Below are 26,130 nucleotides of genomic sequence, written 5' to 3'. Positions count from 1 at the left end.
GGTTACATTCCGAACCCGGAAGCTAAGCCTTACAGCGCCGATGGTACTGCAGGGGGGACCCTGTGGGAGAGTAGGACGCCGCCGAACAATTTTTGAAAGGGTTGGACCCGGAACTTCGGTTCCGGGTCCAACCCTTTTTTGTTGCGCGTCACTTGAAGTTCACGTTGCGCTACCAGCATTCACAGCATGGGTACTGCTGCAATGCTCAGGGCCGCCGGTGTCGGACTCGGTGACGAGGTCGTCGTGCCGGCCTTCGGGAACGTCGAAGTGGCCGAGGCCGTGACCATGGCCGGGGCGCTGCCGGTGTTCGCCGACATCGACCCCGCCACCTACTGCCTCGACGCCGCCGCTGTGGAAGCGGCCGTCACCCCACGCACCGCCGCCGTGGTGGCCGTGCACCGCTTCGGCCGGCTCGCCGACATCGCGCGGCTGCACGCCGTGGGTCAGCGACATGGGCTGCTGGTGCTCGAGCAAGCGGAGTCCGAGGCGCCGTACGACGAGATAGCCCAGCGCAGGGAGCGGGCGGCTTACCTCGATGCCAAGTTGAGGGGTGTGCGGACCCCGGACGACGGTGACGGGCACACCTATCAGCAGTACGTCGTGCGGGTTCCGGGCAATGGGCGGCCGGACCGGGACGCCTTCGCGCGGGCCCTGCGGGCCAAGGGAGTTGCCTGTCGGGTGCCGGTGAAGACGCCGGTGCATCGGCTGCCCGAATTCCGCCGGTGTGTTTCGCTTCCGGAGACCGAGCGGGCTTCCGACGAGACGCTCGCGCTGCCCGTGGACGCGTCACTGGCGAAGCGGGACATGCAGCGGATCGTGTCCGCCTGCAATGCCCTCGGAGGGCTTCTCCAGCCCGCCTTCTGACGCGGTTGGGAGCACGGGCCTGTTCAGGGTATGATCTATTCCGTTGCCGCGGGGGAGACCTCGCACGCAACAGGCCCCTATAGCTCAGTCGGTAGAGCGTCTCCATGGTAAGGAGAAGGTCAACGGTTCGATTCCGTTTGGGGGCTCCATGAGAAAAGGCCCCACCCTCACGGGTGGGGCCTTTCGCTTTCCCCTAGTCCTGGTGGAGGCCCGGGACACGCATCGCCAGGATCGCCATGTCGTCCGAAGGGGCGTCCGACGCGAAGCGTTCCACCGCGCGCATGATGCGGGCCGCGACCGCGCCGGCTGTCAGGCCCGTGCAGGTCGTGAGGACGTCGGCGAGGCCGTCGTCGCCCAGCATGCGGGCGCCCTCGCGGCGTTCGGTGACGCCGTCCGTGACACACAGGAGGACATCGCCCGGGTCGAGGGTGACGGTCTGCTCGTAGAGCTGCAGGTCCTCGATGACGCCGAGCAACGGCTGGGGTTCCGCGGCCGGTTCGACCGTGCCGTCCTGGCGCAGGCGCAGCGGGAGGGGGTGGCCGGCGCAGACCACCTTCAGCTCCGCGCTGCCGTCCTCCTGCGGGCGCATCTCCCCGTACAGGAGGGTGAGGAAGCGGCTGCGGGCGCCTTCGTCGAGGATCGCGGAGTTGAGACGCTCCAGGACCATCGGGCCGCTGAGGCCTTCGCGGGCCAGGAGGCGCAGGGCGTGGCGGGCCAGGCCGGTGACCGCTGCCGCGTTCGGGCCCGTGCCGCAGACGTCGCCGATGGCGAAGCCGTAGGCACCGTCGCGGATGGGGAAGAGGTCGTAAAAGTCGCCCCCGACCTCATTGCCCTCGCCGGCCGCGCGGTAGATGACCTCCACCTCGACGCCGTCGATCAGCGGCAGCTCCGGGGGCAGGAGGCTGCGCTGCAGGGACTGGCTGATCGCTGTGCGCTCCGAGTAGAGGCGGGCGTTGTCCAGGGCCAGGGCGGCCCGGCGGGAGAGGTCCTCGGCGAGTTCCAGGATCTCCTGGCGGAAGTGCTCGTCGGTCGGCTTGCCCAGGGTGAGCATGCCGATGACGCGGTTGCGGGCGACCAGCGGGAGGACCACGGTCTCGCCACCGACGGCGGAGGCGGTGGCGAGGGTCGGGCCGATGCCGGGGGTGACCTGGCGGGTCGGGCCACCGCTGAGGCCGAGGCTGCGCATGGAACTGCGCAGGGCCGCCTGGTGGGCCATCTCGGCGGGGGCCGTCCAGACACGGGCACCGGGGGTGGGGACCGGGTCGGGCGGGGGGACCTTCGACAGCAGGTACTTGATGCCGTCGATGAGTTCCTCGTCCTCGTGCAGGACGTAGGAGAGGTACGGATCGGAGGCCTGGTCGGCGATGGTGTAGACGGCGCACCAGGTGGCGAGCGTCGGGACCGTCATCTGGGCCATCAGGGCCAGGGTCTGGTCGCGGTCCAGGGTGCCGGCCAGCAGGTCGGAGGCCTCGACGAGGAAGCTGAGGGAGCCGCGGCGCAGGCGTTCCAGTTCGCCCAGGCGGGCCGATTCGACGGCGAGGGCGATGCGGTCGGCGGCGAACTGGAGACGCAGAGCCTCCTCGTTGGTGTATCTGGCGGGGGCTTCGGCGGCGACGCCGAGGGAGCCGGTGAGGCGGCCCTCGACCTTCAGCGGGACCGTGACGACCGAGCGCATGCCCGTGCCGTTCAGCAGTGGCACGGCACCAGGGACGGCGGTCAGGTCGTCGTGTACGGCGGGCATGCGGGCCGAGCCGTAGCGGCCGGGGCCGGCTTCCACGGGGACACGGGCGAAGCGCTGGCGGGCGGAGGGGAGGCCGGTCGAGGCGCGGACCTCCAGTTCCGTCTCGTCGTCGGTGGCGAGCAGGAGGAACGCGGAGTCGCCGTCGAGCATGTCGCGGGCGCGTTCCACCGTGCGCTGGAGGAGGCCGTCGAGATCGTCCGGGGCGGGGGAACCGATGAAGACCTCGAAGGGATCGGTGCTCTGGCCCTCGGAGCCGGCCGAGCTGTCGGCGGGCACGCGCTGGGGCGTCTGCAGAACTGCCCGTTCGTGGTCCCGTACGAGGAGGCACACGGTTGACGGCTCGCCGCCGGTGTCGCGGACGCGCAGGTGGGAGGCGTACACGGGGATGACGCGGCCGGTGGCCGCGCGGATGCCGTAGCTGCCTTCCCAGCGGGACAGGCGGAGGGCTTCCGCGATGCCGGTGCTGGTGCCCGGGGTGTGCGGCCAGGCGGCGAGGTCGGTCAGGGGCTTGCCGGTGACCTGCTCGGCCGGGTAGCCGAAGATTTCCTCGGCGTCCTCGTTCCAGGCGGTGACGTGGCCGGTGCGGTCGATCTGGATCACGGCCACGCGGACCCGGCCGTCGGCGAGGGGGAGGAGATCGACGGGGAGGGCCGGGCCGGCCGTGCGGGTGCCCACCGCGCGTGCGGGCAGGTCCAGTTGGAACCAGACGGTCTTGTGGGTGGGGGTGTACTCGACGCCCCAGCGGCCGGCGAGGGCCGCGCACAGCTGGAGGCCGCGGCCGCCCTCGCGGTCCGGGCTGCCCATGTTGATGGCCGTGCCCTGGAGGGGGATCTCGCGTTCGGGGTAGTGGTCGGCCACCTCGATGCGTGCGCCTTCGTCGCTGCGCAGGCACAGCACGTCGGCCGAGGTGCCGGCGTGGACCACGGCGTTGGTGACCAGTTCGCTGGTGAGAACGACGGCGTCGTCGACGATGTCGGCGAAGCCCCAGCCCTGGAGGGTGTCGCGAACGAAGGAGCGGGCGCTCGCGACAGATCGCCCGACGGGCTCGAAACTGGCGGCCGCTCGCGCGGTGATCACAGAACTCCTCGACCGGTTCTCGACGTGCTGGGCTGCGGGGCCGACCGGCTCGCGCCGCTGTTGCGGCAGGCCGCCCGTCGGCCGGGGGTCCGGGGGCTGGCCCCCCGGGATCAGTCCGGTGGTCATGTGTGCGGCCGCCCCTCCGATGCCCGCTCGTCTTCGTGCCACCGCCCAGGCCGGACGGACCGGCGCGGCTGGACAGCCGGATGCAAGGTTACTTACCTTCGCGGTCCATGCGGATGCCGGTCTGCAGTGTTTCCGTCCGGAGGGTGTGCGGACGATGTGCGAAGCTGCCGAACTGTTATGGCCTGGTTCGGCCGGGGTGAAACACTGGGCAGGCTTCTGGTGAAGGCCAGGGCAGGCTGTGTGCCCGATGCCGCCCGTGGGCAGCAGCCCCCTGGAAGCGGGCTGGTATGCAGGGCAGAGAATACGCAGTAGTAACCGGTACGCCGAGCGTGGTACCGGAACACAGCAGTGACGGTCGACCCCTGCGGGAGGGACACAGTGGAGTCTGGCGCAGCGACGCGTGGCAAGAAGGCGCGCGCGAAAGGCGGACAGTCCCCGATCAATCAGGGCAGGGTGCGCAGCGGTACGACCGAGGTGGACACGGCGTCCCTGAACCGGCTGATGGCGGCTCTGGTGTCGATGCGGGACGGGAACTTCCGCAAGCGGCTCACGGTGTCCGGGGACGGCGTGATGGCCGAGATCGCGGCGGTCTTCAACGAGGTGGCCGACCGCAATCTGCATCTGACGGGTGAGCTGTCGCGGGTGCGGCGGATGGTGGGCCGTGAGGGCAAGCTCACCGAGCGGCTGGAGACGGGTGCCTGCGAAGGCTCCTGGGCGACGGCGATCGACAACTCGAACGCCCTGGTGGACGACCTGGTGCGGCCGGTTTCCGAGGTCGGCCGGGTGCTGTCCGCGGTGGCGGAGGGTGATCTGTCGCCGCGGATGGAGCTGCGGACGCAGGTGCCGGACGGGAACAGCCAGCCGCTGCGGGGCGAGTTCCTGAAGGTCGGGCGGACCGTCAACAACCTGGTCGACCAGCTGTCGACGTTCACCGACGAGGTCACCCGGGTGGCCAGCGAGGTGGGCACCGAGGGCAAGCTGGGCGGTCAGGCCCGTGTGCGGGGCATGTCGGGTTCGTGGCGGGACCTGACGGACTCCGTCAACACGATGGCGTACCGGCTGACGGCCCAGGTGAGGGACATCGCGCTGGTGACGACGGCGGTCGCCAAGGGTGATCTGTCGCGCAAGGTCACGGTGCAGGTGGCCGGCGAGATGCTGGAGCTGAAGAACACCGTCAACACGATGGTGGACCAGCTCTCGGCGTTCTCCTCCGAGGTGACCCGGGTAGCCCGTGAGGTGGGCACGGAGGGCGCGCTGGGCGGTCAGGCGCAGGTGCCCGGAGTCGACGGCGTGTGGAAGGAACTCACCGATTCGGTGAACACCATGGCCGGGAACCTCACGGCCCAGGTGCGCGGGATCGCGGAGGTGACGACCGCGGTCGCCAACGGTGATCTGTCGCGCAAGGTGACCGTGCCGGCGCGGGGTGAGGTCGCGCAGCTCGCCGAGACGATCAACCAGATGACCGAGACGCTGCGGATCTTCGCGGACGAGGTCACGCGGGTGGCCAACGAGGTCGGTGCCGAGGGACAGCTGGGCGGTCAGGCGAATGTGCCGGGTGCGGCGGGGACGTGGAAGGACCTCACCGATTCGGTGAACACGGTCTTCCGGAACCTGACCACTCAGGTGAGGGACATCGCCGCGGTGACGACGGCGGTGGCCAACGGTGATCTGTCGCAAAAGGTCACGGTCAACGTGGCCGGCGAGATGCTGGAGCTGAAGAACACCGTCAACACGATGGTGGATCAACTGTCCGCTTTCGGTGCCGAAGTGACGCGTGTGGCACGGGAGATCGGTGTCGAGGGTGAGCTGGGTGGCCAGGCGCAGGTACCGGGCGCGGCGGGGACGTGGAAGGACCTGACGGACTCCGTCAACACGGCGTTCCGGAATCTCACCGGTCAGGTGAGGAACATCGCCCAGGTGACGACGGCGGTGGCCAACGGCGACCTCTCGCAGAAGGTCACCGTGGACGTCTCCGGCGAGATGCTCAAGCTGAAGAACACCGTGAACACGATGGTGGACCAGCTGTCGAGTTTCGCCGACCAGGTGACGCGCATGGCCCGGGACGTGGGCACGGAGGGCCGTCTGGGCGGTCAGGCCCGGGTCGACGGCGTGTCGGGCACGTGGAAGGAGCTCACCGATTCCGTCAACTCGATGGCCGGGAACCTCACTTCCCAGGTGCGCAACATCGCGCAGGTGACGACGGCGGTGGCCCGGGGTGATCTGTCGCAGAAGATCGACGTGGACGCGCGCGGGGAGATCCTGGAGCTGAAGAACACCATCAACACGATGGTCGACCAGCTCTCGGCCTTCGCCGACCAGGTGACCCGGGTCGCGCGTGAGGTGGGTACGGACGGCCGGCTGGGCGGTCAGGCGCAGGTGCCCGGGGTGGCCGGTGTGTGGCGTGACCTGACGGACTCCGTGAACGGCATGGCGTCCAACCTGACCGGTCAGGTGCGCAACATCGCGCAGGTGGCCACGGCGGTGGCCCGGGGTGATCTGTCGCAGAAGATCACCGTGGACGCGCGCGGGGAGATCCTGGAGCTGAAGAACACCCTGAACACGATGGTGGATCAGCTGTCGTCGTTCGCCGAAGAGGTCACGCGGGTGGCCCGTGAGGTGGGTACGGAGGGCATCCTGGGCGGTCAGGCCGAGGTGCAGGGCGTCTCCGGCACCTGGAAGGACCTCACCCAGTCCGTGAACGGCATGGCGAACAACCTGACCATCCAGGTGCGCAACATCGCCGAGGTCACGACCGCGGTGGCCCGGGGTGATCTGTCGAAGAAGATCACCGTCGACGCCAAGGGCGAGATCCTCGAGCTGGTCACGACCGTGAACACGATGGTGGACCAGCTGTCCTCCTTCGCCGAGCAGGTGACCCGGGTGGCCCGTGAGGTGGGCACGGAGGGCATTCTGGGCGGCCAGGCGCACGTGCCGGGTGTCACGGGCATCTGGAAGGACCTGAGCGACAACGTCAACCTGATGGCCAAGAACCTCACCACTCAGGTGCGGAACATCTCCCAGGTCTCGGCGGCGGTCGCCAACGGTGACCTGACGCGGCAGGTGACCATCGAGGCGCGCGGTGAGGTCGCGCAGCTCGCCGACACCATCAACACGATGGTGAAGACGCTGAGTTCGTTCGCGGAGCAGGTCACCAAGGTGGCCCGTGAGGTGGGCACGGACGGCATCCTCGGCGGTCAGGCGCACGTGCCGGGTGTGGCCGGCACGTGGAAGGACCTGACCGAGTCGGTGAACCAGATGGCGTCCAACCTCACCGGTCAGGTGCGCAACATCGCCATGGTGACCACGGCCATCGCCAAGGGTGACCTGACGAAGAAGATCGACATCGACGCGCGCGGCGAGATCCTGGAGCTGAAGACGACCATCAACACGATGGTCGACCAGCTGTCCTCCTTCGCCGAGGAGGTCACCCGGGTTGCTCGCGAGGTGGGCACGGAAGGGCAGCTCGGCGGTCAGGCACGCGTGCGTGACGTCGATGGCACCTGGCGTGACCTGACCGAGTCGGTGAACGAGATGGCCGGGAACCTGACCCGGCAGGTGCGTGCCATCGCGCGCGTGGCGACCGCGGTGACCCGCGGCGATCTGAACCTGAAGATCGACGTGGACGCGTCCGGGGAGATCCAGGAGCTCCAGGACTACATCAACAAGATGATCGCCAACCTGCGCGACACCACGATCGCCAACAAGGAGCAGGACTGGCTCAAGGGCAACCTGGCGAGGATCTCGGCGCTGATGCAGGGCCGCCGGGACCTGGAGGACGTGGCCTCGCTGATCATGAGCGAGCTGACGCCGGTGGTGTCCGCGCAGCACGGCGCGTTCTTCGTGGCGATGCCGCTCGTCGACGGCGAGGACATGAGCGCCGCCGACGAGGACCAGTACGAGCTGCGCATGCTCGGCTCGTACGGCTACTCGATGGGCTCCATGCCGACGTCGTTCCAGCCGGGTGAGGCGCTGGTCGGGACGGCCGCCGAGGAGAAGCGCACGATCCTGGTGGAGAACGCGCCGAGCGGCTATCTGAAGATCTCCTCGGGGCTCGGTGAGGCGCCGCCCGCACAGGTGATCGTGCTGCCGGTGCTGTTCGAGGGCAGCGTGCTCGGTGTCATCGAGCTGGCGTCCTTCACGCCGTTCACGCAGATCCAGAAGGACTTCCTCAACCAGATCGCCGAGATGATCGCGACGAGCGTCAACACCATCTCCGTCAACACCAAGACCGAGCTGCTGCTGGCGCAGTCGCAGGAGCTGACCGAGCAACTGCGGGAGCGTTCGGCAGAGTTGGAGCAGCGGCAGAAGGCGCTCCAGGCGTCCAACGCCGAACTGGAGGAGAAGGCCGAGCTGCTGGCCCAGCAGAACCGCGACATCGAGGTGAAGAACACCGAGATCGAGGAGGCGCGTCAGGTCCTGGAGGAGCGCGCCGAGCAGCTCGCGGTGTCGATGCGCTACAAGAGCGAGTTCCTGGCGAACATGTCGCACGAGCTGCGTACGCCGCTGAACTCGCTGCTCATCCTGGCCAAGCTGCTCGCCGACAACGCCGAGGGGAACCTCTCCCCGAAGCAGGTCGAGTTCGCCGAGACGATCCACGGAGCCGGTTCGGACCTGCTCCAGCTCATCAACGACATCCTCGACCTGTCGAAGGTCGAGGCGGGCAAGATGGACGTCTCCCCGACGCGAATCGCGCTGGTCCAGCTCGTGGACTACGTGGAGGCGACCTTCCGGCCGCTGACCGCGGAGAAGGGCCTGGACCTGTCAGTGCGGGTCTCGCCGGAGCTGCCCGCGACGCTGCACACCGACGAGCAGCGGCTGCTGCAGGTGCTGCGCAACCTGCTGTCGAACGCGGTGAAGTTCACCGACTCCGGTTCGGTGGAGCTGGTCATCAGGCCGGCGCGGGACGACGTCCCGCAGAAGATCCGCGAGCAGTTGCTGGAGACCGGGTCACTGACGGATCCGGACGCCGATCTGATCGCGTTCTCCGTGACCGACACCGGGATCGGCATCGCGTCCAGCAAGATGCGGGTGATCTTCGAGGCGTTCAAGCAGGCCGACGGCACCACCAGCCGCAAGTACGGCGGTACGGGCCTGGGATTGTCCATCTCGCGGGAGATCGCGCAGTTGCTCGGCGGTGAGATTTACGCGCAGAGCGAGCCCGGGCGTGGCTCGACGTTCACGCTGTACCTGCCGCTGCATCCCAGCGAACTGCCGCCGCAGGGCTACCAGCAGCAGCTGCCCGCCCTGGAGGCCGGTGACCTGGTGGCGTCCACGTCCGAGCTGTCGGACGTGGAGGTCGAGACGCCGGCCGAGGTGACCTCGTACCGTGAGACGCAGAACGGGCCCGCCGCCTTGTTCCGGCGGCGCCGCAGGATGCCGGAGCTGCCGCCGCGTCCCGCGCAGCTGGAGCAGTGGACGCCGCCCGAGCAGGAGCGCCCGGTGCCGAAGCCGACCCGCGGTATCCGGTTCGGTGGCCAGAAGGTCCTGATCGTCGACGACGACATCCGCAACGTCTTCGCCCTGACCAGTGTCCTGGAGCAGCACGGCCTGTCCGTGCTGTACGCGGAGAACGGCCGTGAGGGGATCGAGGTCCTGGAGCAGCACGACGACGTGGCGGTCGTGCTGATGGACATCATGATGCCGGAGATGGACGGGTACGCGACGACCACGGCGATCCGCAGGATGCCGCAGTTCGCCGGGCTGCCGATCATCGCACTGACCGCGAAGGCGATGAAGGGCGACCGGGAGAAGGCGATCGAGTCGGGCGCTTCCGACTACGTGACGAAACCGGTCGACCCCGATCACCTGCTGGCGGTGATGGATCAGTGGATGCGAGGGGAATGAGGGGATCGTTGGGCAGTTGCGCGACCGTGACGGGAAGGTTCGGTGTTCACGCGGAGTTGCGGACTCGATGTGCGCATAGTCGTGTAGAAGTACAAGATCTGGGGAACCTTCTGGTCTCGCGCTGCGTTTCTGCTACGTGCACAGTGACATCGCGGTGACAGGGTGTGGTGGCGGGCGGGGTGCGGCTACGATGACCGGCACAAGGACGGGCGGCGCAAGGGAGTCGTCCCCTGGGGCGGCACCCACCGGTGCTTCCACAGGACCTGCGGACAGGGGAGGCCCCACGCCGGGGCGAGGAGGGCGGGCCATGGTGCAGAAGGCCAAGATCCTCCTGGTCGATGACCGGCCGGAGAATCTGCTGGCGCTGGAGGCGATCCTCTCCGCGCTCGATCAGACGCTGGTGCGGGCATCGTCCGGGGAGGAAGCGCTCAAAGCGCTGCTCACGGACGACTTCGCGGTCATCCTGCTGGACGTCCAGATGCCGGGCATGGACGGCTTCGAGACGGCGGCGCACATCAAGCGCCGCGAGCGGACCCGGGACATCCCGATCATCTTCCTCACGGCGATCAACCACGGCCCTCACCACACCTTCCGCGGTTACGCGGCGGGTGCGGTGGACTACATCTCCAAGCCGTTCGACCCGTGGGTGCTGCGGGCGAAGGTCTCCGTCTTCGTCGAGCTGTACATGAAGAACTGCCAGCTGCGGGAGCAGGCGTCGCTGCTGCGACTGCAGTTGGAGGGCAACGGCAAGGACGCGGGCGGGGAGGCCAAGGAGTCGGCCGGGCTGCTCGCGGAGCTCTCCGCGCGGCTGGCCGCCGTCGAGGAGCAGGCCGAAGCACTGACCAAGCAGCTCAACGACGAGTCGACGGACGCCGCCGCGGTGGCCACGGCGGCTCATCTGGAGCGCAAACTCACGGGGTTGCGGCGGGCGCTGGACGCGCTGGAGCCGGGCACCGGAAGCGCTTCCTCGGTGTCCTCGCAGAGCTGACGCGTGCGCGGACGGGGTTGTTTTCCCGTGACCGCGCGTCAGTTTCGTGCCTCTCCCGGAGCGACACGAACGGGTGAAGCCGTGGACACGCGTGTCCCCTGTCGTCTCCCCCGGTAACCTCACACCCATGGCCTCACGTCCCTCCGCAGCCAAGAAGCCGCCGCCCGCGAAGAAGGCGGCCGCGAAGGCTCCGGCGAAGAAGGCCGCTGCCAAGAAGGCGCCCGCCAGGAAGGCCGCGGCCAAGAAGGTCGCGCCCAGACCGGCACCCAGCCCCACCGGTGGCATCTACCGGCTGGTGCGCGCCGTCTGGCTCGGTGTGGCGCACGCTGTCGGCGCCGTGTTCCGCGGCGTGGGGCAGGGCGCCAAGAACCTCGACCCGGCCCACCGCAAGGACGGTGTCGCCCTGCTGCTCCTCGGTATCGCGCTGATCGTCGCCGCAGGCACCTGGGCCGATCTCAAGGGCCCCGTGGGCGATCTGGTGGAGATCCTCGTCACCGGTGCCTTCGGGCGCCTCGATCTGCTCGTGCCGATACTCCTCGCCGTCATCGCCGTGCGGTTCATCCGCCACCCGGAGAAGCCCGAGGCCAACGGACGCATCGTCATCGGTCTGTCCGCGCTCGTCATCGGCGTGCTCGGCCAGGTCCACATCGCGTGCGGCTCACCCGCGCGCGGCGACGGCATGCAGGCCATAAGGGACGCCGGCGGCCTCATCGGCTGGGCCATGGCGACGCCGCTGTCGTACGCCATGGGCGACGTGCTCGCGGTGCCGCTGCTGGTGCTGCTGACGGTCTTCGGGCTGCTGGTCGTCACGGCCACCCCGGTCAACGCCATTCCGCAGCGCCTGCGGCTGCTCGGGGTGCGTCTCGGGATCGTCCGCGACCCGGCCGAGGACGAGTTCGCATTCGTCGAGGACGACGAGCGCTACGAGGAGCAGTGGCGCGAGGGGCTGCCCGCGCGCCCGCGCGGCAGGCGGGCGCAGGCGCCCGCGGTGTACGACCCGGACAGTGCCGAGCAGGAGGCGCTCACGCGGCGCAGGGGCCGCCCCCGGCGCTCCGCCGTGCCGCAGCCCGACATGGACCGGCCCAGGGACGCCGTGGACGTCGCCGCGGCGGCCGCCGCCGCGCTCGACGGCGCCGTGCTGCACGGCATGCCGCCCTCACCGATCGTCGCCGACCTCACCCAGGGCGTACGGGCGGGGGACCAGGAGGCGACCACGCCGACCCCCGTCCCGGCCGCCCGCCCCGGGCAGGACGAGCCGCAGCAGGACAAGCCCCGGCAGTCCGAGCCCGAGCCCGAACCGCACAAGCCGAAGGCCGGCGTTCGTGACCTGACCAAGGCGCCGCCGGCCGTGCCCCGCGAGCTGCCCCCGCGCGCGGAGCAGCTCCAGCTGTCCGGCGACATCACCTACGCCCTGCCGTCGCTCGACCTGCTGGAGCGCGGCGGTCCGGGCAAGGCCCGCAGCGCCGCCAACGACGCCATAGTGGCCGCGCTGACCACCGTCTTCACCGAGTTCAAGGTCGATGCCAGGGTCACCGGTTTCACTCGCGGGCCGACGGTCACGCGCTACGAGGTCGAGCTCGGCCCCGCCGTGAAGGTCGAGCGGATCACCGCGCTGGCCAAGAACATCGCCTACGCCGTCGCCTCCCCGGACGTTCGGATCATCAGCCCGATCCCCGGCAAGTCCGCGGTCGGCATCGAGATCCCGAACACCGATCGGGAGATGGTCAACCTGGGCGATGTACTCCGTCTGGCGGAGTCCGCGGAGGACGACGACCCGATGCTGGTGGCCTTCGGCAAGGACGTCGAGGGCGGCTACGTCATGCACTCGCTGGCGAAGATGCCGCACATGCTGGTCGCCGGCGCCACCGGCTCCGGCAAGTCGTCCTGCATCAACTGCCTGATCACCTCGGTCATGATGCGGGCGACCCCCGAGGACGTCCGGATGATCCTCGTCGACCCCAAGCGGGTCGAGCTGACCGCTTACGAGGGCATCCCGCACCTGATCACGCCGATCATCACCAACCCCAAGCGGGCCGCCGAGGCCCTCCAGTGGGTCGTGCGCGAGATGGACCTGCGCTACGACGACCTGGCCGCCTACGGCTACCGGCACATCGACGACTTCAACAAGGCCGTGCGCGAGGGCAAGGTCAAGCCGCCCGAGGGCAGTGAGCGCGAGCTCCAGCCCTACCCGTACCTGCTGGTCATCGTCGACGAGCTCGCCGACCTGATGATGGTCGCGCCGCGGGACGTCGAGGACGCCATCGTGCGTATCACGCAGCTCGCCCGCGCGGCCGGCATCCACCTGGTGCTCGCCACGCAGCGCCCGTCGGTGGACGTCGTCACGGGTCTCATCAAGGCGAACGTGCCCTCGCGGCTGGCCTTCGCCACCTCCTCGCTGGCCGACTCGCGGGTCATCCTCGACCAGCCGGGCGCCGAGAAGCTCATCGGCAAGGGCGACGGGCTGTTCCTGCCCATGGGGGCCAACAAGCCCACCCGTATGCAGGGAGCCTTCGTCACCGAGGAGGAGATCGCGGGCGTCGTGCGGCACTGCAAGGACCAGATGACGCCCGTCTTCCGGGACGACGTCGTCGTGGGCACCAAGCAGAAGAAGGAGATCGACGAGGACATCGGCGACGACCTCGACCTGCTGTGTCAGGCGGCCGAACTGGTCGTCTCCACACAGTTCGGGTCGACGTCCATGCTCCAGCGCAAGCTGCGCGTCGGCTTCGCCAAGGCCGGTCGGCTGATGGACCTGATGGAGTCCCGGAACATCGTCGGACCGAGCGAGGGTTCGAAGGCTCGTGACGTTCTTGTGAAGCCTGACGAGCTGGATGGCGTGCTCGCCCTGATCCGGGGGGAGTCTGAAGGGTAGGGAAACGGGACACGGCGGTCGCCTCGCGGGGCGTTACGGCAATCGGGTGTCCTGATCGTGACTCACCCGTAAGGGATCATCGAGCAACCGTTTCCCTTCGGCGTACGTCAAGTTGAGGGAAGCGACAAGCAGCGAGCCCACCATCGGAATGTCGGGCCATTCCGATGGCGTACAAAGTGCCACCGCCCGGTTGCCCCACCCTTTTGTACCCCCCCTAGACTGAACTTCCAGCACAGGCGGCTACACGCTCGAAAGGCGCCCCCGTGTCCATCGGCAACTCCCCTGAAGACGAGCGTCCGTTCGAAGACGAGCGCGTCGAAGCAGACCGCGAGGAAGCCCGCCCCTCCATCGGTCGTGTCCTGCAGCAGGCTCGTATCGCCGCCGGGCTGACCGTCGACGACGTCAGTAGCGCCACCCGGGTCCGCATGAACATCGTGCGCGCGATCGAGGCGGACGACTTCACCTCCTGCGGTGGGGACGTCTACGCCCGTGGGCACATCAGGACCCTGGCCAAGGCCGTCCACCTCGATCCCGAACCGCTGATCGACCAGTACGGCGACGAGCACGGCGGGCGTCCGGCACCGACTCCGGCAGCCCCCCTCTTCGAGGCGGAACGCATCCGTCCGGAGCGGCGGGGCCCCAACTGGACCGCGGCCATGGTCGCCGCGATCGTCGCCGTCATCGGCTTCGTCGGGTTCACGATGCTCCAGGGCGGCGACGACAGCGGCAACGAGGCGAACGTGGCCGAGGGCGCCACGCCCGGCGACTCCGCCTCCCCGACCAAGACCAAGAAGCCCGCCGACCCCAAGCCCGAGCCGTCCGACAGTGCCATCGCGGCCGCGCCGCAGGACAAGGTGACGGTCCGGGTGGTCGCTGCCGACGACCGCAGCTGGATCGCCGCCAAGGACCACAACGGCCGGATGATCTTCGACGGCTTCCTCAAGCAGGGCGACTCCAAGACCTTCCAGGACAGCTCGAAGGTCCACCTCGTCCTCGGAGACGCCGGCGCGATCGACCTCTTCGTCAACGGCAAGAAGATCGAGGAGAACTTCCAGCCGGGTTCCGTCGAGCGCCTGACCTACACAAAGGGCGACCCCGAGGCCGGGTGACCGGCCCGAAAGGTCCAGTTGATACGGGGTTGGCCGGGAAACGGCCAACCCCGTCGACATGGGGTGTCAGCGGGACGAAGTAGTCTTGAGCCCATGCCTGAACGCCGTACCGTCGCACTCGTCACCCTTGGCTGCGCCCGTAACGAGGTGGACTCGGAGGAGCTCGCAGGCCGTTTGGAGGCGGACGGCTGGCAGCTCGTGGAGGACGCCGAGGACGCGGACGTCGCCGTCGTGAACACCTGCGGCTTCGTCGAGGCCGCCAAGAAGGACTCCGTCGACGCCCTTCTGGAGGCCAACGACCTCAAGGGGCACGGCAGAACCCAGGCCGTCGTGGCGGTGGGCTGCATGGCCGAGCGGTACGGCAAGGAACTCGCCGAGGCCCTCCCCGAGGCCGACGGCGTGCTCGGCTTCGACGACTACTCGGACATCTCGGACCGCCTCCAGACCATCCTCAACGGCGGTATCCACGCCTCGCACACCCCGCGCGACCGGCGCAAGCTGCTGCCGATCAGCCCGGCGGAGCGCCAGGAGTCGGCCACCGGGGTCGCACTGCCCGGGCACGCCCCGGCCGACCTTCCGGAGGGCCTCGCCCCGGCCTCCGGCCCGCGCGCACCCCTGCGCCGCCGCCTGGACGGCTCCCCGGTGGCCTCCGTGAAGCTCGCCTCCGGTTGCGACCGGCGCTGCTCCTTCTGCGCCATCCCGTCCTTCCGCGGCTCCTTCATCTCCCGCCGCCCGAGCGACGTGCTGAACGAGACCCGCTGGCTGGCCGATCAGGGCGTGAGGGAGATCATGCTGGTCTCCGAGAACAACACCTCCTACGGCAAGGACCTGGGCGACATCCGCCTGCTGGAGTCACTGCTGCCCGAGCTCGCCGAGGTCGACGGCATCGAGCGCATCCGCGTCAGCTACCTCCAGCCGGCCGAGATGCGGCCCGGCCTCATCGACGTGCTGACCTCGACCCCGAAGGTCGCGCCCTACTTCGACCTGTCCTTCCAGCACTCCGCGCCCGGCGTGCTGCGCGCCATGCGCCGCTTCGGCGACACCGACCGGTTCCTCGAACTGCTCGACACCATCCGCAGCAAGGCCCCCGAGGCCGGTGTGCGCTCCAACTTCATCGTCGGCTTCCCCGGCGAGAGCGAGGGCGACCTCGCCGAGCTGGAGCGGTTCCTGAACGGCGCCCGGCTGGACGCCATCGGCGTCTTCGGCTACTCCGACGAGGAGGGCACCGAGGCGGCGACCTATGAGAACAAGCTCGACGAGGACGTCGTCGCCGAGCGGCTGGCCCACATCTCGCGGCTGGCCGAGGAGCTCGTCTCGCAGCGCGCCGAGGAGCGCGTCGGCCAGACGGTCCAGGTCCTCGTCGAGTCCGTCGACGGTGAGGACGGCGTGTACGGCCGTGCGGAGCACCAGGCGCCCGAGACGGACGGCCAGGTGCTGCTCACGAGCGGCGCGGGGCTGAGCAGCGGCCGTATGGTCGAGGCGAAGGTGGTCGGTACGGAAGGTGTCGACCTGGTGGCCGAGCCGCTGCAGGGCTCGCTCACGTCGCCTGCGCGGAATGAGGAGGCGGGCAGATGACCGGTGTCCCGGCATCCGCGGCGGGAGGTGCCTCCGGCGCGAGGAGGGCAGCGGCCGGTGCGGGTGCTCCGGCCTCCGCTGCGTCCGTGGCCCCTGTAGCCCCCGGGGCGGCGGCCGGCCATGCGGCCGCGCGCTCGGCCGATGGCGGGACGCCCGGTGCGGGGCCCGGTGCCTCGTCCGACGTGGGGCACGGCGGGGCTGCCGCGGCGACGCCGCGTGTCGATGGGGCGGTCCCCGGTGAAGGCGCCGACGTCGACGCCCACGGGGAAGGGAAGACCCTCCGGGGCGGGAAGATCGCCGCCGCGGCCGTCAACCAGGCCAGCGTCTGGAACGTCGCCAACCTCCTGACCATGCTCCGGCTGGTCCTCGTTCCGGCCTTCGTCGCGCTGATGCTCACCGACGGCGGTTACGACCCGGCGTGGCGGTCCCTCGCCTGGGCGGCCTTCGCCGTCGCCATGATCACCGATTTGTTCGACGGTCATCTGGCGCGCGCCTACAACCTGGTCACGGACTTCGGGAAGATCGCCGACCCCATCGCCGACAAGGCCATCATGGGGGCGGCGCTGATCTGTCTGTCCGCGCTCGGCGATCTGCCCTGGTGGGTGACCGGCATCATCCTCGGCCGGGAACTCGGCATCACCCTGCTGCGCTTCCTCGTCATCCGGTACGGCGTCATCCCCGCCAGCCGCGGCGGCAAGCTGAAGACCCTCATCCAGGGCGTGGCCGTGGGCATGTACGTGCTGGCGTTGACGGGGTGGCTGGCCACCCTGAGGTGGTGGGTGATGGCCGCGGCGGTCGTGCTGACCGTGGTGACCGGCCTGGACTATGTGAAACAGGCCATTGTGCTGCGCAGGCAGGGAATCGCCGAGCGCAAGGCCGCGTTGGAGGAGAAGGAAGCGTGAGTTCCACGGCCACCGACGTGGTGCGACTACTCACGGTGAAGGGTGAGACGCTCGCCGTGGCGGAGTCGCTGACCGGTGGCCTCGTTGCGGCGGACCTCACATCCGTCCCCGGGGCGTCCAAGGTCTTCCTGGGGTCGGTGACCGCCTACGCCACCGAACTGAAGCATGAACTGCTCGGTGTCGACACCACCCTGCTGGCGGCACGTGGGGCGGTGGATCCGCAGGTCGCGGTACAGATGGCAGCGGGTGTACGCAAGGCGCTCGGCGCCGACTGGGGCATCGCGACCACCGGCGTCGCGGGCCCCGAGCCGCAGGACGGACAGGCCGTCGGCACGGTCTTCGTCGCCGTGGACGGACCGGACGAGGTCGATTCCGGTTCTGCCGGCGGCGGAAAAGTGGAGGCTCTGCGGTTGAACGGCGACCGCGCGGAAATTCGTAGAGAGAGTGTACGGAGCGTACTCGCACTGCTCCTGAAGGAGCTTGCGGGCGAACAGACTGGGAATGAGCGGGCACAGGATACGGAACGGAACGGGGGGTTTTGATGTTTGCAGCCCTGAGTGAACACGACATCGCTCCCCGCACGGCCGCGGCGCAAGGCGGTACGGTGGGGCGTAATGGATGCGGCTACGCGGTCCGAGGAGGGAGCCACCGATGATTCTGCTCCGTCGCCTGCTGGGTGACGTGCTGCGTCGGCAGCGCCAGCGCCAGGGCCGTACTCTGCGCGAAGTCTCCTCGTCCGCCCGAGTCTCACTCGGCTATCTCTCCGAGGTGGAGCGGGGGCAGAAGGAGGCTTCCTCCGAGCTGCTCTCCGCCATCTGCGACGCGCTGGACGTACGGATGTCCGAGCTCATGCGGGAAGTGAGCGACGAGCTCGCCCTCGCCGAGCTGGCCCAGTCTGCTGCGGCCACCCCCAGTGAGCCTGTTCCCAGGCCGGTTCGCCCGATGCTGGGTTCCGTCTCGGTGACCGGTGTGCCACCGGAACGGGTGACCATCAAGGCGCCCGCCGAAGCGGTGGACGTCGTCGCCGCGTGAGGCACTGCGCTCACACGGCATGACCAAGGCCCCGGCCGGGCCTCTCCGGAAGATCCGGAGGGGTGCCGCCCGGGGTTTCGCTTGTTCCGGGCCGACCGCTGCCGTTGTGCCGCCCCGTGTAGGCCCTGTCCGGTATGTGTGCGTTTGCCGGTGCGGCGTGCGGCGGTCATCGTTGAGGTGATGGCGGGGGCAGTCCTCGGAGGTGCCGATGTACGTCGTGAAGAGCCCGTTGTCGGACGCGAACCTGAAGACCGTGTCCGAGGCGCTGCAAGGTGCCCTCGTCGATCTGGTGGACCTCGCCCTCGTGGCGAAGCAGATCCACTGGAACGTGGTGGGGCCGCGCTTCCGTTCCGTGCATCTCCAGCTCGACGAGGTCGTCGACACCGCGCGGAAGTACTCCGACATCGTGGCCGAGCGTGCCGCGGCCCTCGGGATCCCACCGGACGGGCGGGCCGCGACGGTTGCCGTCGGCAGCGGCATCGGCGTGACCCCCGAAGGGTGGGTCGACGACACGACTGCCGTGAGCGCGCTCGTCGAGGCGCTGGGTGCGGTGATCACCCGGATGCGGGAGCGGGTCGAGACGACCGGTGAGCCGGACCCCGTGAGCCAGGACATCTTCATCGGGATCACGGCGGACCTGGAGAAGCATCACTGGATGTTCCAGGCCGAGAACGGGTGACGGAGAGCGCGGGAGCGAGTGACGGGCCGGGCGGGCGAGATGTCACCGCTCGGCGCGCAGGGGTGCGCGACGTGAGAGGTGTGCGTGTGCGCGGCCCGAGTGCGATGCGTGGTGCGCCTGTGTGCCGGTCGTGCGCCCTGTCCGCGGACCCGGGCGGCTCCATAGCGTCGGGCTGGGGGTGGCGGCCGTGGCGGGCATAGCGCGCTGGGGGGGCGGGCGCTGGGGCGGCCGCGGGGCCGTGCTCGGGCTCGGGGCGCTGTGGTGGTGGGCCGTGTTGCGGCTGCTGGCCGTGCCTGAGGCGGGGGTGCTGGAGGCGGCCGTCGCGGCCGGGGGATGGGGGCTGAGCATCCTGCCCGTGCATTGCGTGCCCAAGGGGAGGGCGCGCGGGGTGGCGGGGGCAGGGTGCTGGCGGAGGGTCTGGGGGACGGGGAGCCGAGGGATGGTGGAGCGGCGGGGGTGAGGCTGGGGGGTGACGGTTGGGGCGGGCCGGTGCTGTGGGGCGGGGCGTCAGGATGCGCGGGCATGGTGGATGCCGGATGTGGCCGCTTGCACGGGGGTGCTGCGGCCGTGCGGGCGAGGTTCCGGGGAGATCGGCGCGGCGGCGCGTAGGGGGCCGGGTGGGCGCTGTGGGGTGCCGAGGGCGGGCCCGTGTCACCACGGCATCGCCACTCCTCCGTTCGGGCGGAGGATCTGGCCCGTCGTGAAGGCTGATGCGTCGCAGACCAGGTGGAGGACCGCGTGGGCGATGTCCTCGGGCTGGCCGACCCGGCGCAGGGGGGACATGTGGGCCATGGCGGACTCCGTGTGCGCCTGGGACTCACTGTCGTGGCGGTCGGTCATGGGTGTACGGATCCAGCCCGGGGCGACCGCGTTGACGCGGATGCCGTACCGGCCGACCTCCGACGCCAGGGTCTTCGTCAGCTGGACCACCGCGGCTTTGGCCGCCCCGTAGCAGAGCAGCCCGGGGCCGCCCGTGTCGACGGCGCCCGAGGCCATGGTCACGATGCTGCCCCGGGTGCCGTGGGCGATCATCAGGCGGGCCGCCTCCTGGCACGCGTACAGCACCCCCTTGAAGTTGACGTTCAGCACCCGGTCGAGGTCCTCGTCGCGGGTTTCCAGAACCGGGCTCCGGTGCATGATCCCGGCGATCGCGGCCAGGGCGTCCAGGTTTTCGCAGGAGGTGAGGGCCTGCCTCAGCAGAGTCCGGTCGGTGACGTCGAGGCTGTGGGTACGGGCTGTGCCGCCCCTGTCCTCGATCAGGGCCGCGGTCTCGCGCAGACCGTCGGTGTCACGGTCCGCGCAGTGCACGGTCGCGCCCGCCTCGGCCAACAGGAGCGCCGAGGCGCGGCCGATGCCGCTCGCCGCGCCGGTGACGAACGCGGTGCGGCCGGTGAGGTCGTACGCCGTGACGGGCATACGGGGACCGTACGAGCGTTTCTGACAGGTCGTCAATTGGTGCGGCGGCGCCGCCGGCCGGGAGAAGCGGCCGGGGCGGGGCCCGGCTGACAGGTGGGGCACCAGTAGGTGGGGCGCTCGCGGGAGCCGTCGCCCTGCTCGGCGACGCGGATCGAGGTGCGGCACCGCAGACAGGGACGGGGGGCCCGGCCGTAGACGAAGAGGTCCTGGCCACGGCGGTCCGTCGTGCTGCGGATCGGGCGGTCGCGGTTGGCCTCCAGCAGCTTCTTGGCGAGCCCCGGCAGCTTGGCGGCGCGGTCGGGGGGCAGGGCGCCTGCGGGGAGCCAGGGGGTGACGCCCAGCAGGAAGCAGAGCTCGCTCTTGTAGACATTGCCGATTCCGGCGAGGTTGCGCTGGTCGAGGAGGGCCTCGCCGAGCTCTCGGGCAGGATCTTGGAGGACGTTGGCGAGGGCCCGGTCGGGGTCCCAGTCGGGGCCCAGGAGGTCGGGGCCCAGATGGCCGACCACGCGGTGCTCCTCGGTGGTGCGCAGGAGTTCCAGGACGGGGAGGCGGTAGCCCACGGCCGTGCGGTCGGTGGTGCCGAGGATCGCGCGGATCTGATGGCCGGGGCCGCCGGTCCAGCGCTGGCCGTTCCCGTACACCTTCCAGGAGCCGTCCATCCGCAGGTGGGAGTGGAGCGTCAGGCCGCCTTCGATGCGGGTGAGGAGGTGCTTGCCGCGTGGGGTGACGTCCCGGACCGTGCGGCCGGTGAGGTCGGCCGTGGCGAAGCGGGGCACCCTGAGGTCACTGCGGGTCAGCACCTTGCCCGCGAGGGCCTCGTGCAACCGACTCGCGGCCTGCCAGACCGTGTCACCTTCAGGCATGGGTCAAGGGTGTCACGGCGGACGCGTGACCGGTCGGAGCGGCTGTGGGCGGGGGACCGTCAGGCGCGCAGACGCAGACCTCGGGGCGTCGCGATGAAACCAGCTCCTTCCAGAAGGGTGCCGATGGGGGAGGTCAGGGCCTGGGCGCCGTTGACGCGCTCCACCGTGACCGTGCCGAGCGAACCCGCGCGGGCAGCGGCGGCGAGAGCCTCCGCAGCGCTGCGCAGGCGTGGATCCTCGAGGGGATCGCCGTCCGGATCGGTCGCCCAGGCCAGCAGGGTCTTGCCGCCACGCTCCACGTAGAGCGTCAGTTCGCCGTCGACGAGCACCACCAGGGAGCCCGCCTTGCGGCCCGGTTTGTGCCCGGCGCCGGTCGGAGGCTCGGGCCAGGCCAGGGCGGCGCCGTACGCGTTCGCCGGGTCGGCGGCGGCGAGGACGACGGCCCGTGAGGCGCCGTCGGAGCGGCCCCGGCGCCCCGGGAAGCCCTGGTCGTGCACTGCCCGCCCGCCGTTCTGCCAGGGCGGCGCGCCCCGCGGGGCGTAGTCGCTGGGCGAGACCCACTCACCCGGCGACGGCTCGGGAACCCCGTAACGGGAGCCCAGATCGGGGAAGCCGTCGGGGCCGGGGGTGTCGGTGTGGTCGTGGGAGGGTGCGGAGTCGTCCGGACCGGCGAAGTCATGAGCGGGGAACGGGTCGGATTCGGAACCGGAAGGCGGACCGGGCAAGGCCTCACCGCGATCGCGGGCGTTGGACACCGCGCGCAGACGGTCCACCGCGCCGTCCATCGCGAACTGCGCCGCGCCCAGCCCCTCCACCACATAGCCGCGACGGGCCTGGCCGCTCTCCTCGAAGACGGACAGGACGCGGTACGTCGCCGAGAAGCCGCCCTCGACGCCCTCCGCCGAGACCGCGCCCCGGGTGACCACGCCGTGCCGGTCGAGAAGCGTGCGGGCGAGGGCGTGGGCCCGCACGGTGGGGTCCGGCTCGTGGGCCGGGAGCAGGGACCAGCGGCCGGCGACCGTCGGTGGGCCGGAGCGGGAGGCGGTACGGGCCGCCGCCGTCAGGGAGCCGTAGCGGCCGCGCGGGACGGTGCGCTTGGCCCGGTGGGCCGTGGAGCCGGCGGTGCGGCCGGAGCCGAGCAGGGAGCGCATGGGGGTGAGCGTGTCGTTCGTCAGACGGCCGGACCAGGCCAGGTCCCACAGGGCGTCGGCCAGTTGCGGGTCGGTGGCCTCGGGGTGGGTGGTGGCGCGGACCTGGTCGGCGATCTGGCGGAAGAACAGGCCGTAGCCGCCGGAGAGGGTGTCCAGGACCGACTGGTGCAGGGCGGTCAGTTCCAAGGGGGGCGGGGGCGGCAGCAGCAGGGGGGCCGTGTCGGCCAGGTAGAGGGAGACCCAGCCGTCCTTGCCGGGGAGAGAGCCCGCCCCGGCCCAGACGACCTCCCCGGCGGCGGTCAGCTCGTCCAGCATCGCCGGGGTGTAGTTCACGACGCGGGAGGGCAGGACCAGCTTCTCCAGCGCGGAGGCGGGCACCGACGCGCCCTGCATCTGCTCGATGGCGCGGACCAGCCCGTCGATGCCGCGCAGTGAGTGCCCCTTGCCGATGTGCTGCCACTGCGGAAGGAACTGGGCGAGCGCGGCGGGTGGCACCGGCTCCAGTTCGTGCCGCAGGGCGGCCAGGGAGCGGCGGCGCAGCCGGCGCAGCACGGCAGCGTCGCACCACTCCTGACCGATGCCGGCCGGGTGGAACTCGCCCTGGACGACCCGGCCCGCCGCGGCGAGTCGCTGGAGGGCGCCCTCGGTGACGGCGACACCCAGGCCGAAGCGGGCGGCAGCCGTGGCCGAGGTGAACGGGCCGTGGGTGCGGGCGAAGCGGGCGAGGAGATCGCCGAGGGGGTCCTTGACGGGCTCCGTGAAGGCTTCCGGGACGCCGACCGGCAGGGCGGTGCCCAGAGCGTCGCGCAGGCGGCCCGCGTCCTCGATCGCCGCCCAGTGGTCCCTGCCCGCGATCCGGACCCGGATGGCCCGCCGGGTGCCGGCCAGCTCCTGGGCCCACTGCGGTTCGGCGCCCCGCTCGGCCAGTTCCGCGTCCGTGAGGGGGCCGAGGAGACGGAGGAGGTCGGCGACGCCCTCGGCGTCCTTGACGCGCCGGTCCTCGGTGCGCCACTGGAGCTCCTGCTCCAGCTCGGCCAGTACCTCGGCGTCGAGCAGCTCGCGCAGCTCCGCCTGTCCCAGCAGCTCGGCCAGCAGCCGCGAGTCCAGCGACAGGGCGGCGGCGCGGCGCTCGGCCAGCGGGGAGTCGCCCTCGTACAGGAACTGGGCGACGTAGCCGAAGAGGAGCGAGCGCGCGAAGGGGGACGGCTCGGCGGTGGTGACCTCGACCAGGCGGACCTTGCGGGACTCCAGGTCGCCCATCAGCTCCACCAGCCCCGGCACGTCGAAGACGTCCTGGAGGCACTCGCGGACCGCCTCCAGGACGATCGGGAACGAGCCGAACTCGCTGGCCACCTGCAACAGCTGGGAGGCCCGCTGCCGCTGCTGCCACAACGGGGTGCGCTTGCCCGGGTTGCGGCGCGGCAGCAGCAGCGCGCGGGCGGCGCACTCGCGGAAACGGGAGGCGAACAGGGCCGAGCTGCCCACCTGGTCGGTGACGACCTGGTCGACCTCGCCCTTGTCGAAGACGACGTCGGCGGCGCCCACGGGTGCCTGCTCGGCGTCATATTCCCGGCCCATCTTCACCGGCTCCTGGTCCAGCAAATCCAGGCCCATCAGGTCGGCGTCCGGCAGGCGCAGCACGATGCCGTCGTCGGCGTGCATGACCTGCGCGTCCATGCCGTACCGCTCGGAGAGCTTCGCGCCGAGCGCGAGCGCCCAGGGGGCGTGCACCTGGGCACCGAAGGGGGAGTGCACGACCACTCGCCAGTCGCCGAGCTCGTCGCGGAAGCGCTCCACGACGATCGTCCGGTCGTCCGGGATGTGGCCGCAGGCCTCGCGCTGCTCGTCCAGGTACGACAGCACGTTGTCCGCCGCCCATGCGTCCAGGCCGGCGGCGAGAAGGCGCAGGCGGGCGTCGTCCTTGGACAGCGAGCCGACCTCGCGCAGGAACGAGCCCACTGCCCGGCCCAGTTCCAGCGGACGGCCCAGCTGGTCGCCCTTCCAGAAGGGCAGCCGGCCCGGCACGCCCGGGGCCGGGGAGACCAGGACGCGGTCGCGGGTGATGTCCTCGATGCGCCAGGAACTGGTGCCGAGCGTGAAGACGTCGCCGACGCGGGACTCGTAGACCATCTCCTCGTCGAGCTCGCCGACCCGCCCGCCGCCCTTCTTGGGGTCCGTGCCCGCGAGGAAGACGCCGAAGAGGCCACGGTCGGGGATCGTGCCCCCGGAGGTGACGGCGAGCCGCTGTGCGCCGGGGCGGCCGGTGATCTCACCGGTGACCCGGTCCCACACCACGCGCGGACGCAGCTCCGCGAACGCGTCGGAAGGGTAGCGGCCCGCCAGCATGTCGAGGACGGCGGTGAAGGCCGACTCGGGCAGTGAGGCGAACGGGGCCGCCCGGCGGACGGCCGCGAGGAGGTCGTCGAAGCCCCACGTGTCCAGGGCCGTCATGGCGACCACCTGCTGGGCCAGCACGTCCAGGGGGTTGGCGGGCACCTTGAGGGATTCGATGGAGCCGGTGCGCATGCGCTCGGTGACCACCGCCGCCTGCACCAGGTCGCCGCGGTACTTCGGGAAGACCACACCGGTGGAGACCGCGCCCACCTGGTGCCCCGCCCGGCCGACGCGCTGCAGGCCGGAGGCGACGGACGGCGGTGACTCCACCTGCACGACCAGGTCCACCGCGCCCATGTCGATGCCCAGTTCGAGACTGGACGTGGCCACGACCGCGGGCAGGCGCCCCGCCTTGAGGTCCTCCTCGACCAGGGCACGCTGCTCCTTGGACACCGAGCCGTGATGCGCACGCGCGATGACCTGGGGGGCGCCCTGGGCCGCTCCCGAGCCGCCCATGAGCTCGGCGGGGGAGTGGTGTTCGTCGAGTGTCTCGCCCGTGGCCCGTTCGTACGCGATCTCGTTCAGGCGGTTGCAGAGGCGCTCCGCGAGACGGCGGGAGTTCGCGAAGACGATCGTGGAGCGGTGGGACTGGACGAGGTCGGCGATCCGCTCCTCCACATGCGGCCAGATCGACGGGCGCTCGGCGCCCTCCTGGCCGTCCGCCACCGGGGAGCCGCCCAGCTCGCCCAGGTCCTCGACCGGGACGACCACCGACAGGTCGAACTCCTTGCCCGATGCCGGCTGGACGATCTCCACCTTGCGGCGCGGCGAGAGGAAGCGGGCCACCTCGTCCACCGGCCGGACCGTGGCGGAGAGGCCGATACGGCGGGCGGGCTTCGGGAGGAGCTCGTCCAGACGCTCCAGGGAGAGCGCGAGATGGGCGCCGCGCTTGGTGCCGGCGACCGCGTGCACCTCGTCGAGGATCACCGTCTCCACACCCGCCAGCGCCTCGCGCGTGGCCGACGTGAGCATCAGGAACAGCGACTCAGGGGTCGTGATCAGGATGTCCGGTGGGCGGGTCGACAAGGCGCGGCGCTCGGCCGCGGGGGTGTCGCCCGAGCGGATGCCCACCTTGACCTCGGGCTCGGGCAGGCCGAGGCGCACGGCCTCCTGGCGGATACCGGTCAGCGGGCTGCGCAGGTTGCGCTCGACGTCCACCGCCAGGGCCTTCAAGGGGGAGACGTACAGGACGCGGCAGCGCTTCCTGGGGTCGGCGGGGGGAGGAGCCGAGGCCAGCTGGTCCAGGGCGGCAAGGAAGGCCGCCAGGGTCTTGCCGGAGCCCGTGGGGGCGACGACCAGCACGTCCGAGCCCTCGTGGATGGCCTGCCACGCACCGGCCTGCGCAGAGGTGGGCGCGGAGAAGGCACCCGTGAACCAGGCGCGGGTCGCGGGGGAGAAGCCGTCAAGGGCTCGGTGCGCATTGCTGGGCATGCGTCCATCGTGCACCCCGGCACTGACATCGACGCCGATGCTCGGGTTCCGGTGGTCGTGACTCGG

General features: G+C 70.6%; 14 protein-coding genes, 1 tRNA gene and 1 rRNA gene. 12 read left to right on the top strand and 4 right to left on the bottom strand.

Translation table 11 applies throughout. The annotated features are described in order from the left end of the window. From rrf to ACIQHQ_RS33705, 3 genes are all read left to right on the top strand, one after another. Positions 1 to 87 (top strand): 5S ribosomal RNA (rrf, locus tag ACIQHQ_RS33715); the annotation flags it as partial. 114 nt (positions 88 to 201) lie between these two features. Beyond that, positions 202 to 864: a DegT/DnrJ/EryC1/StrS family aminotransferase gene (locus tag ACIQHQ_RS33710; protein WP_402619492.1), complete on the top strand. Its 663-nt coding sequence runs from the start codon at positions 202 to 204 to the stop codon at positions 862 to 864. Between the two features lie 73 nt (positions 865 to 937). Further along, positions 938 to 1,013, top strand: a tRNA-Thr gene (locus ACIQHQ_RS33705). A 44-nt stretch (positions 1,014 to 1,057) separates the two neighbouring features. Here the strand turns inward: ACIQHQ_RS33705 and ACIQHQ_RS33700 are convergent. Beyond that, positions 1,058 to 3,808: a SpoIIE family protein phosphatase gene (locus tag ACIQHQ_RS33700; protein ID WP_402619471.1), complete on the bottom strand. Its 2,751-nt coding sequence runs from the start codon at positions 3,806 to 3,808 to the stop codon at positions 1,058 to 1,060. 378 nt (positions 3,809 to 4,186) lie between these two features. On the opposite strand from ACIQHQ_RS33700, the gene ACIQHQ_RS33695 reads away from it, so the two are divergent. The 9 genes from ACIQHQ_RS33695 to ACIQHQ_RS33655 all read left to right on the top strand — a co-directional run bounded on the left by ACIQHQ_RS33695 (position 4,187) and on the right by ACIQHQ_RS33655 (position 18,809). After that, complete coding sequence (locus ACIQHQ_RS33695) at positions 4,187 to 9,652, top strand: HAMP domain-containing protein (RefSeq protein ID WP_402619468.1); 5,466 nt, start codon at positions 4,187 to 4,189, stop codon at positions 9,650 to 9,652. A 307-nt stretch (positions 9,653 to 9,959) separates the two neighbouring features. Beyond that, the gene (locus ACIQHQ_RS33690) at positions 9,960 to 10,640 is read left to right on the top strand and encodes a two-component system response regulator (RefSeq protein WP_402619465.1); all 681 of its coding nucleotides are present in this window, start codon (positions 9,960 to 9,962) and stop codon (positions 10,638 to 10,640) included. Positions 10,641 to 10,767: 127 nt separating this feature from the next. Continuing rightward, positions 10,768 to 13,512 carry a DNA translocase FtsK gene (locus ACIQHQ_RS33685; protein ID WP_402619463.1) on the top strand — a complete coding sequence of 915 codons (2,745 nt, stop codon included), beginning with the start codon at positions 10,768 to 10,770 and terminating at the stop codon, positions 13,510 to 13,512. A 263-nt stretch (positions 13,513 to 13,775) separates the two neighbouring features. Next, on the top strand, positions 13,776 to 14,621 hold the full coding sequence (locus ACIQHQ_RS33680) for a helix-turn-helix domain-containing protein (protein ID WP_402619460.1): 846 nt from the start codon (positions 13,776 to 13,778) through the stop codon (positions 14,619 to 14,621). Between the two features lie 93 nt (positions 14,622 to 14,714). Beyond that, the gene (rimO, locus tag ACIQHQ_RS33675) at positions 14,715 to 16,196 is read left to right on the top strand and encodes a 30S ribosomal protein S12 methylthiotransferase RimO (protein ID WP_402619457.1); all 1,482 of its coding nucleotides are present in this window, start codon (positions 14,715 to 14,717) and stop codon (positions 16,194 to 16,196) included. Then, positions 16,193 to 17,098 carry a CDP-diacylglycerol--glycerol-3-phosphate 3-phosphatidyltransferase gene (gene pgsA, locus ACIQHQ_RS33670; RefSeq protein WP_402619454.1) on the top strand — a complete coding sequence of 302 codons (906 nt, stop codon included), beginning with the start codon at positions 16,193 to 16,195 and terminating at the stop codon, positions 17,096 to 17,098. Before rimO ends, pgsA begins: the two co-directional genes overlap by 4 nt. After that, the gene (locus tag ACIQHQ_RS33665) at positions 17,095 to 17,640 is read left to right on the top strand and encodes a CinA family protein (RefSeq protein WP_402619451.1); all 546 of its coding nucleotides are present in this window, start codon (positions 17,095 to 17,097) and stop codon (positions 17,638 to 17,640) included. Before pgsA ends, ACIQHQ_RS33665 begins: the two co-directional genes overlap by 4 nt. Before the next feature lie 109 nt (positions 17,641 to 17,749). Then, the gene (locus tag ACIQHQ_RS33660; RefSeq protein WP_309097037.1) at positions 17,750 to 18,130 is read left to right on the top strand and encodes a helix-turn-helix transcriptional regulator; all 381 of its coding nucleotides are present in this window, start codon (positions 17,750 to 17,752) and stop codon (positions 18,128 to 18,130) included. A gap of 208 nt (positions 18,131 to 18,338) precedes the next feature. Next, complete coding sequence (locus tag ACIQHQ_RS33655) at positions 18,339 to 18,809, top strand: Dps family protein (RefSeq protein WP_402619447.1); 471 nt, start codon at positions 18,339 to 18,341, stop codon at positions 18,807 to 18,809. Between the two features lie 651 nt (positions 18,810 to 19,460). On the opposite strand, the gene ACIQHQ_RS33650 is transcribed toward ACIQHQ_RS33655, so the two are convergent. From ACIQHQ_RS33650 to ACIQHQ_RS33640, 3 genes are read right to left on the bottom strand one after another with little or no spacing between them, the layout of a single operon-like run. Then, on the bottom strand, positions 19,461 to 20,225 hold the full coding sequence (locus ACIQHQ_RS33650) for an SDR family NAD(P)-dependent oxidoreductase (protein WP_402619444.1): 765 nt from the start codon (positions 20,223 to 20,225) through the stop codon (positions 19,461 to 19,463). A gap of 32 nt (positions 20,226 to 20,257) precedes the next feature. Beyond that, a complete protein-coding gene (locus tag ACIQHQ_RS33645; protein ID WP_402619441.1) occupies positions 20,258 to 21,088 on the bottom strand; it encodes an Fpg/Nei family DNA glycosylase in 831 nt (276 codons plus the stop codon). A gap of 59 nt (positions 21,089 to 21,147) precedes the next feature. Next, positions 21,148 to 26,064: an ATP-dependent helicase gene (locus ACIQHQ_RS33640; protein ID WP_402619439.1), complete on the bottom strand. Its 4,917-nt coding sequence runs from the start codon at positions 26,062 to 26,064 to the stop codon at positions 21,148 to 21,150. Positions 26,065 to 26,130 lie beyond the last annotated feature (66 nt).

Source organism: Streptomyces sp. NPDC092370 (assembly GCF_044755265.1).
Classification (GTDB): domain Bacteria; phylum Actinomycetota; class Actinomycetes; order Streptomycetales; family Streptomycetaceae; genus Streptomyces.
Note: the sequence above shows the minus strand (reverse complement) of the source record. Positions and strands in the feature narration are given on the sequence as shown.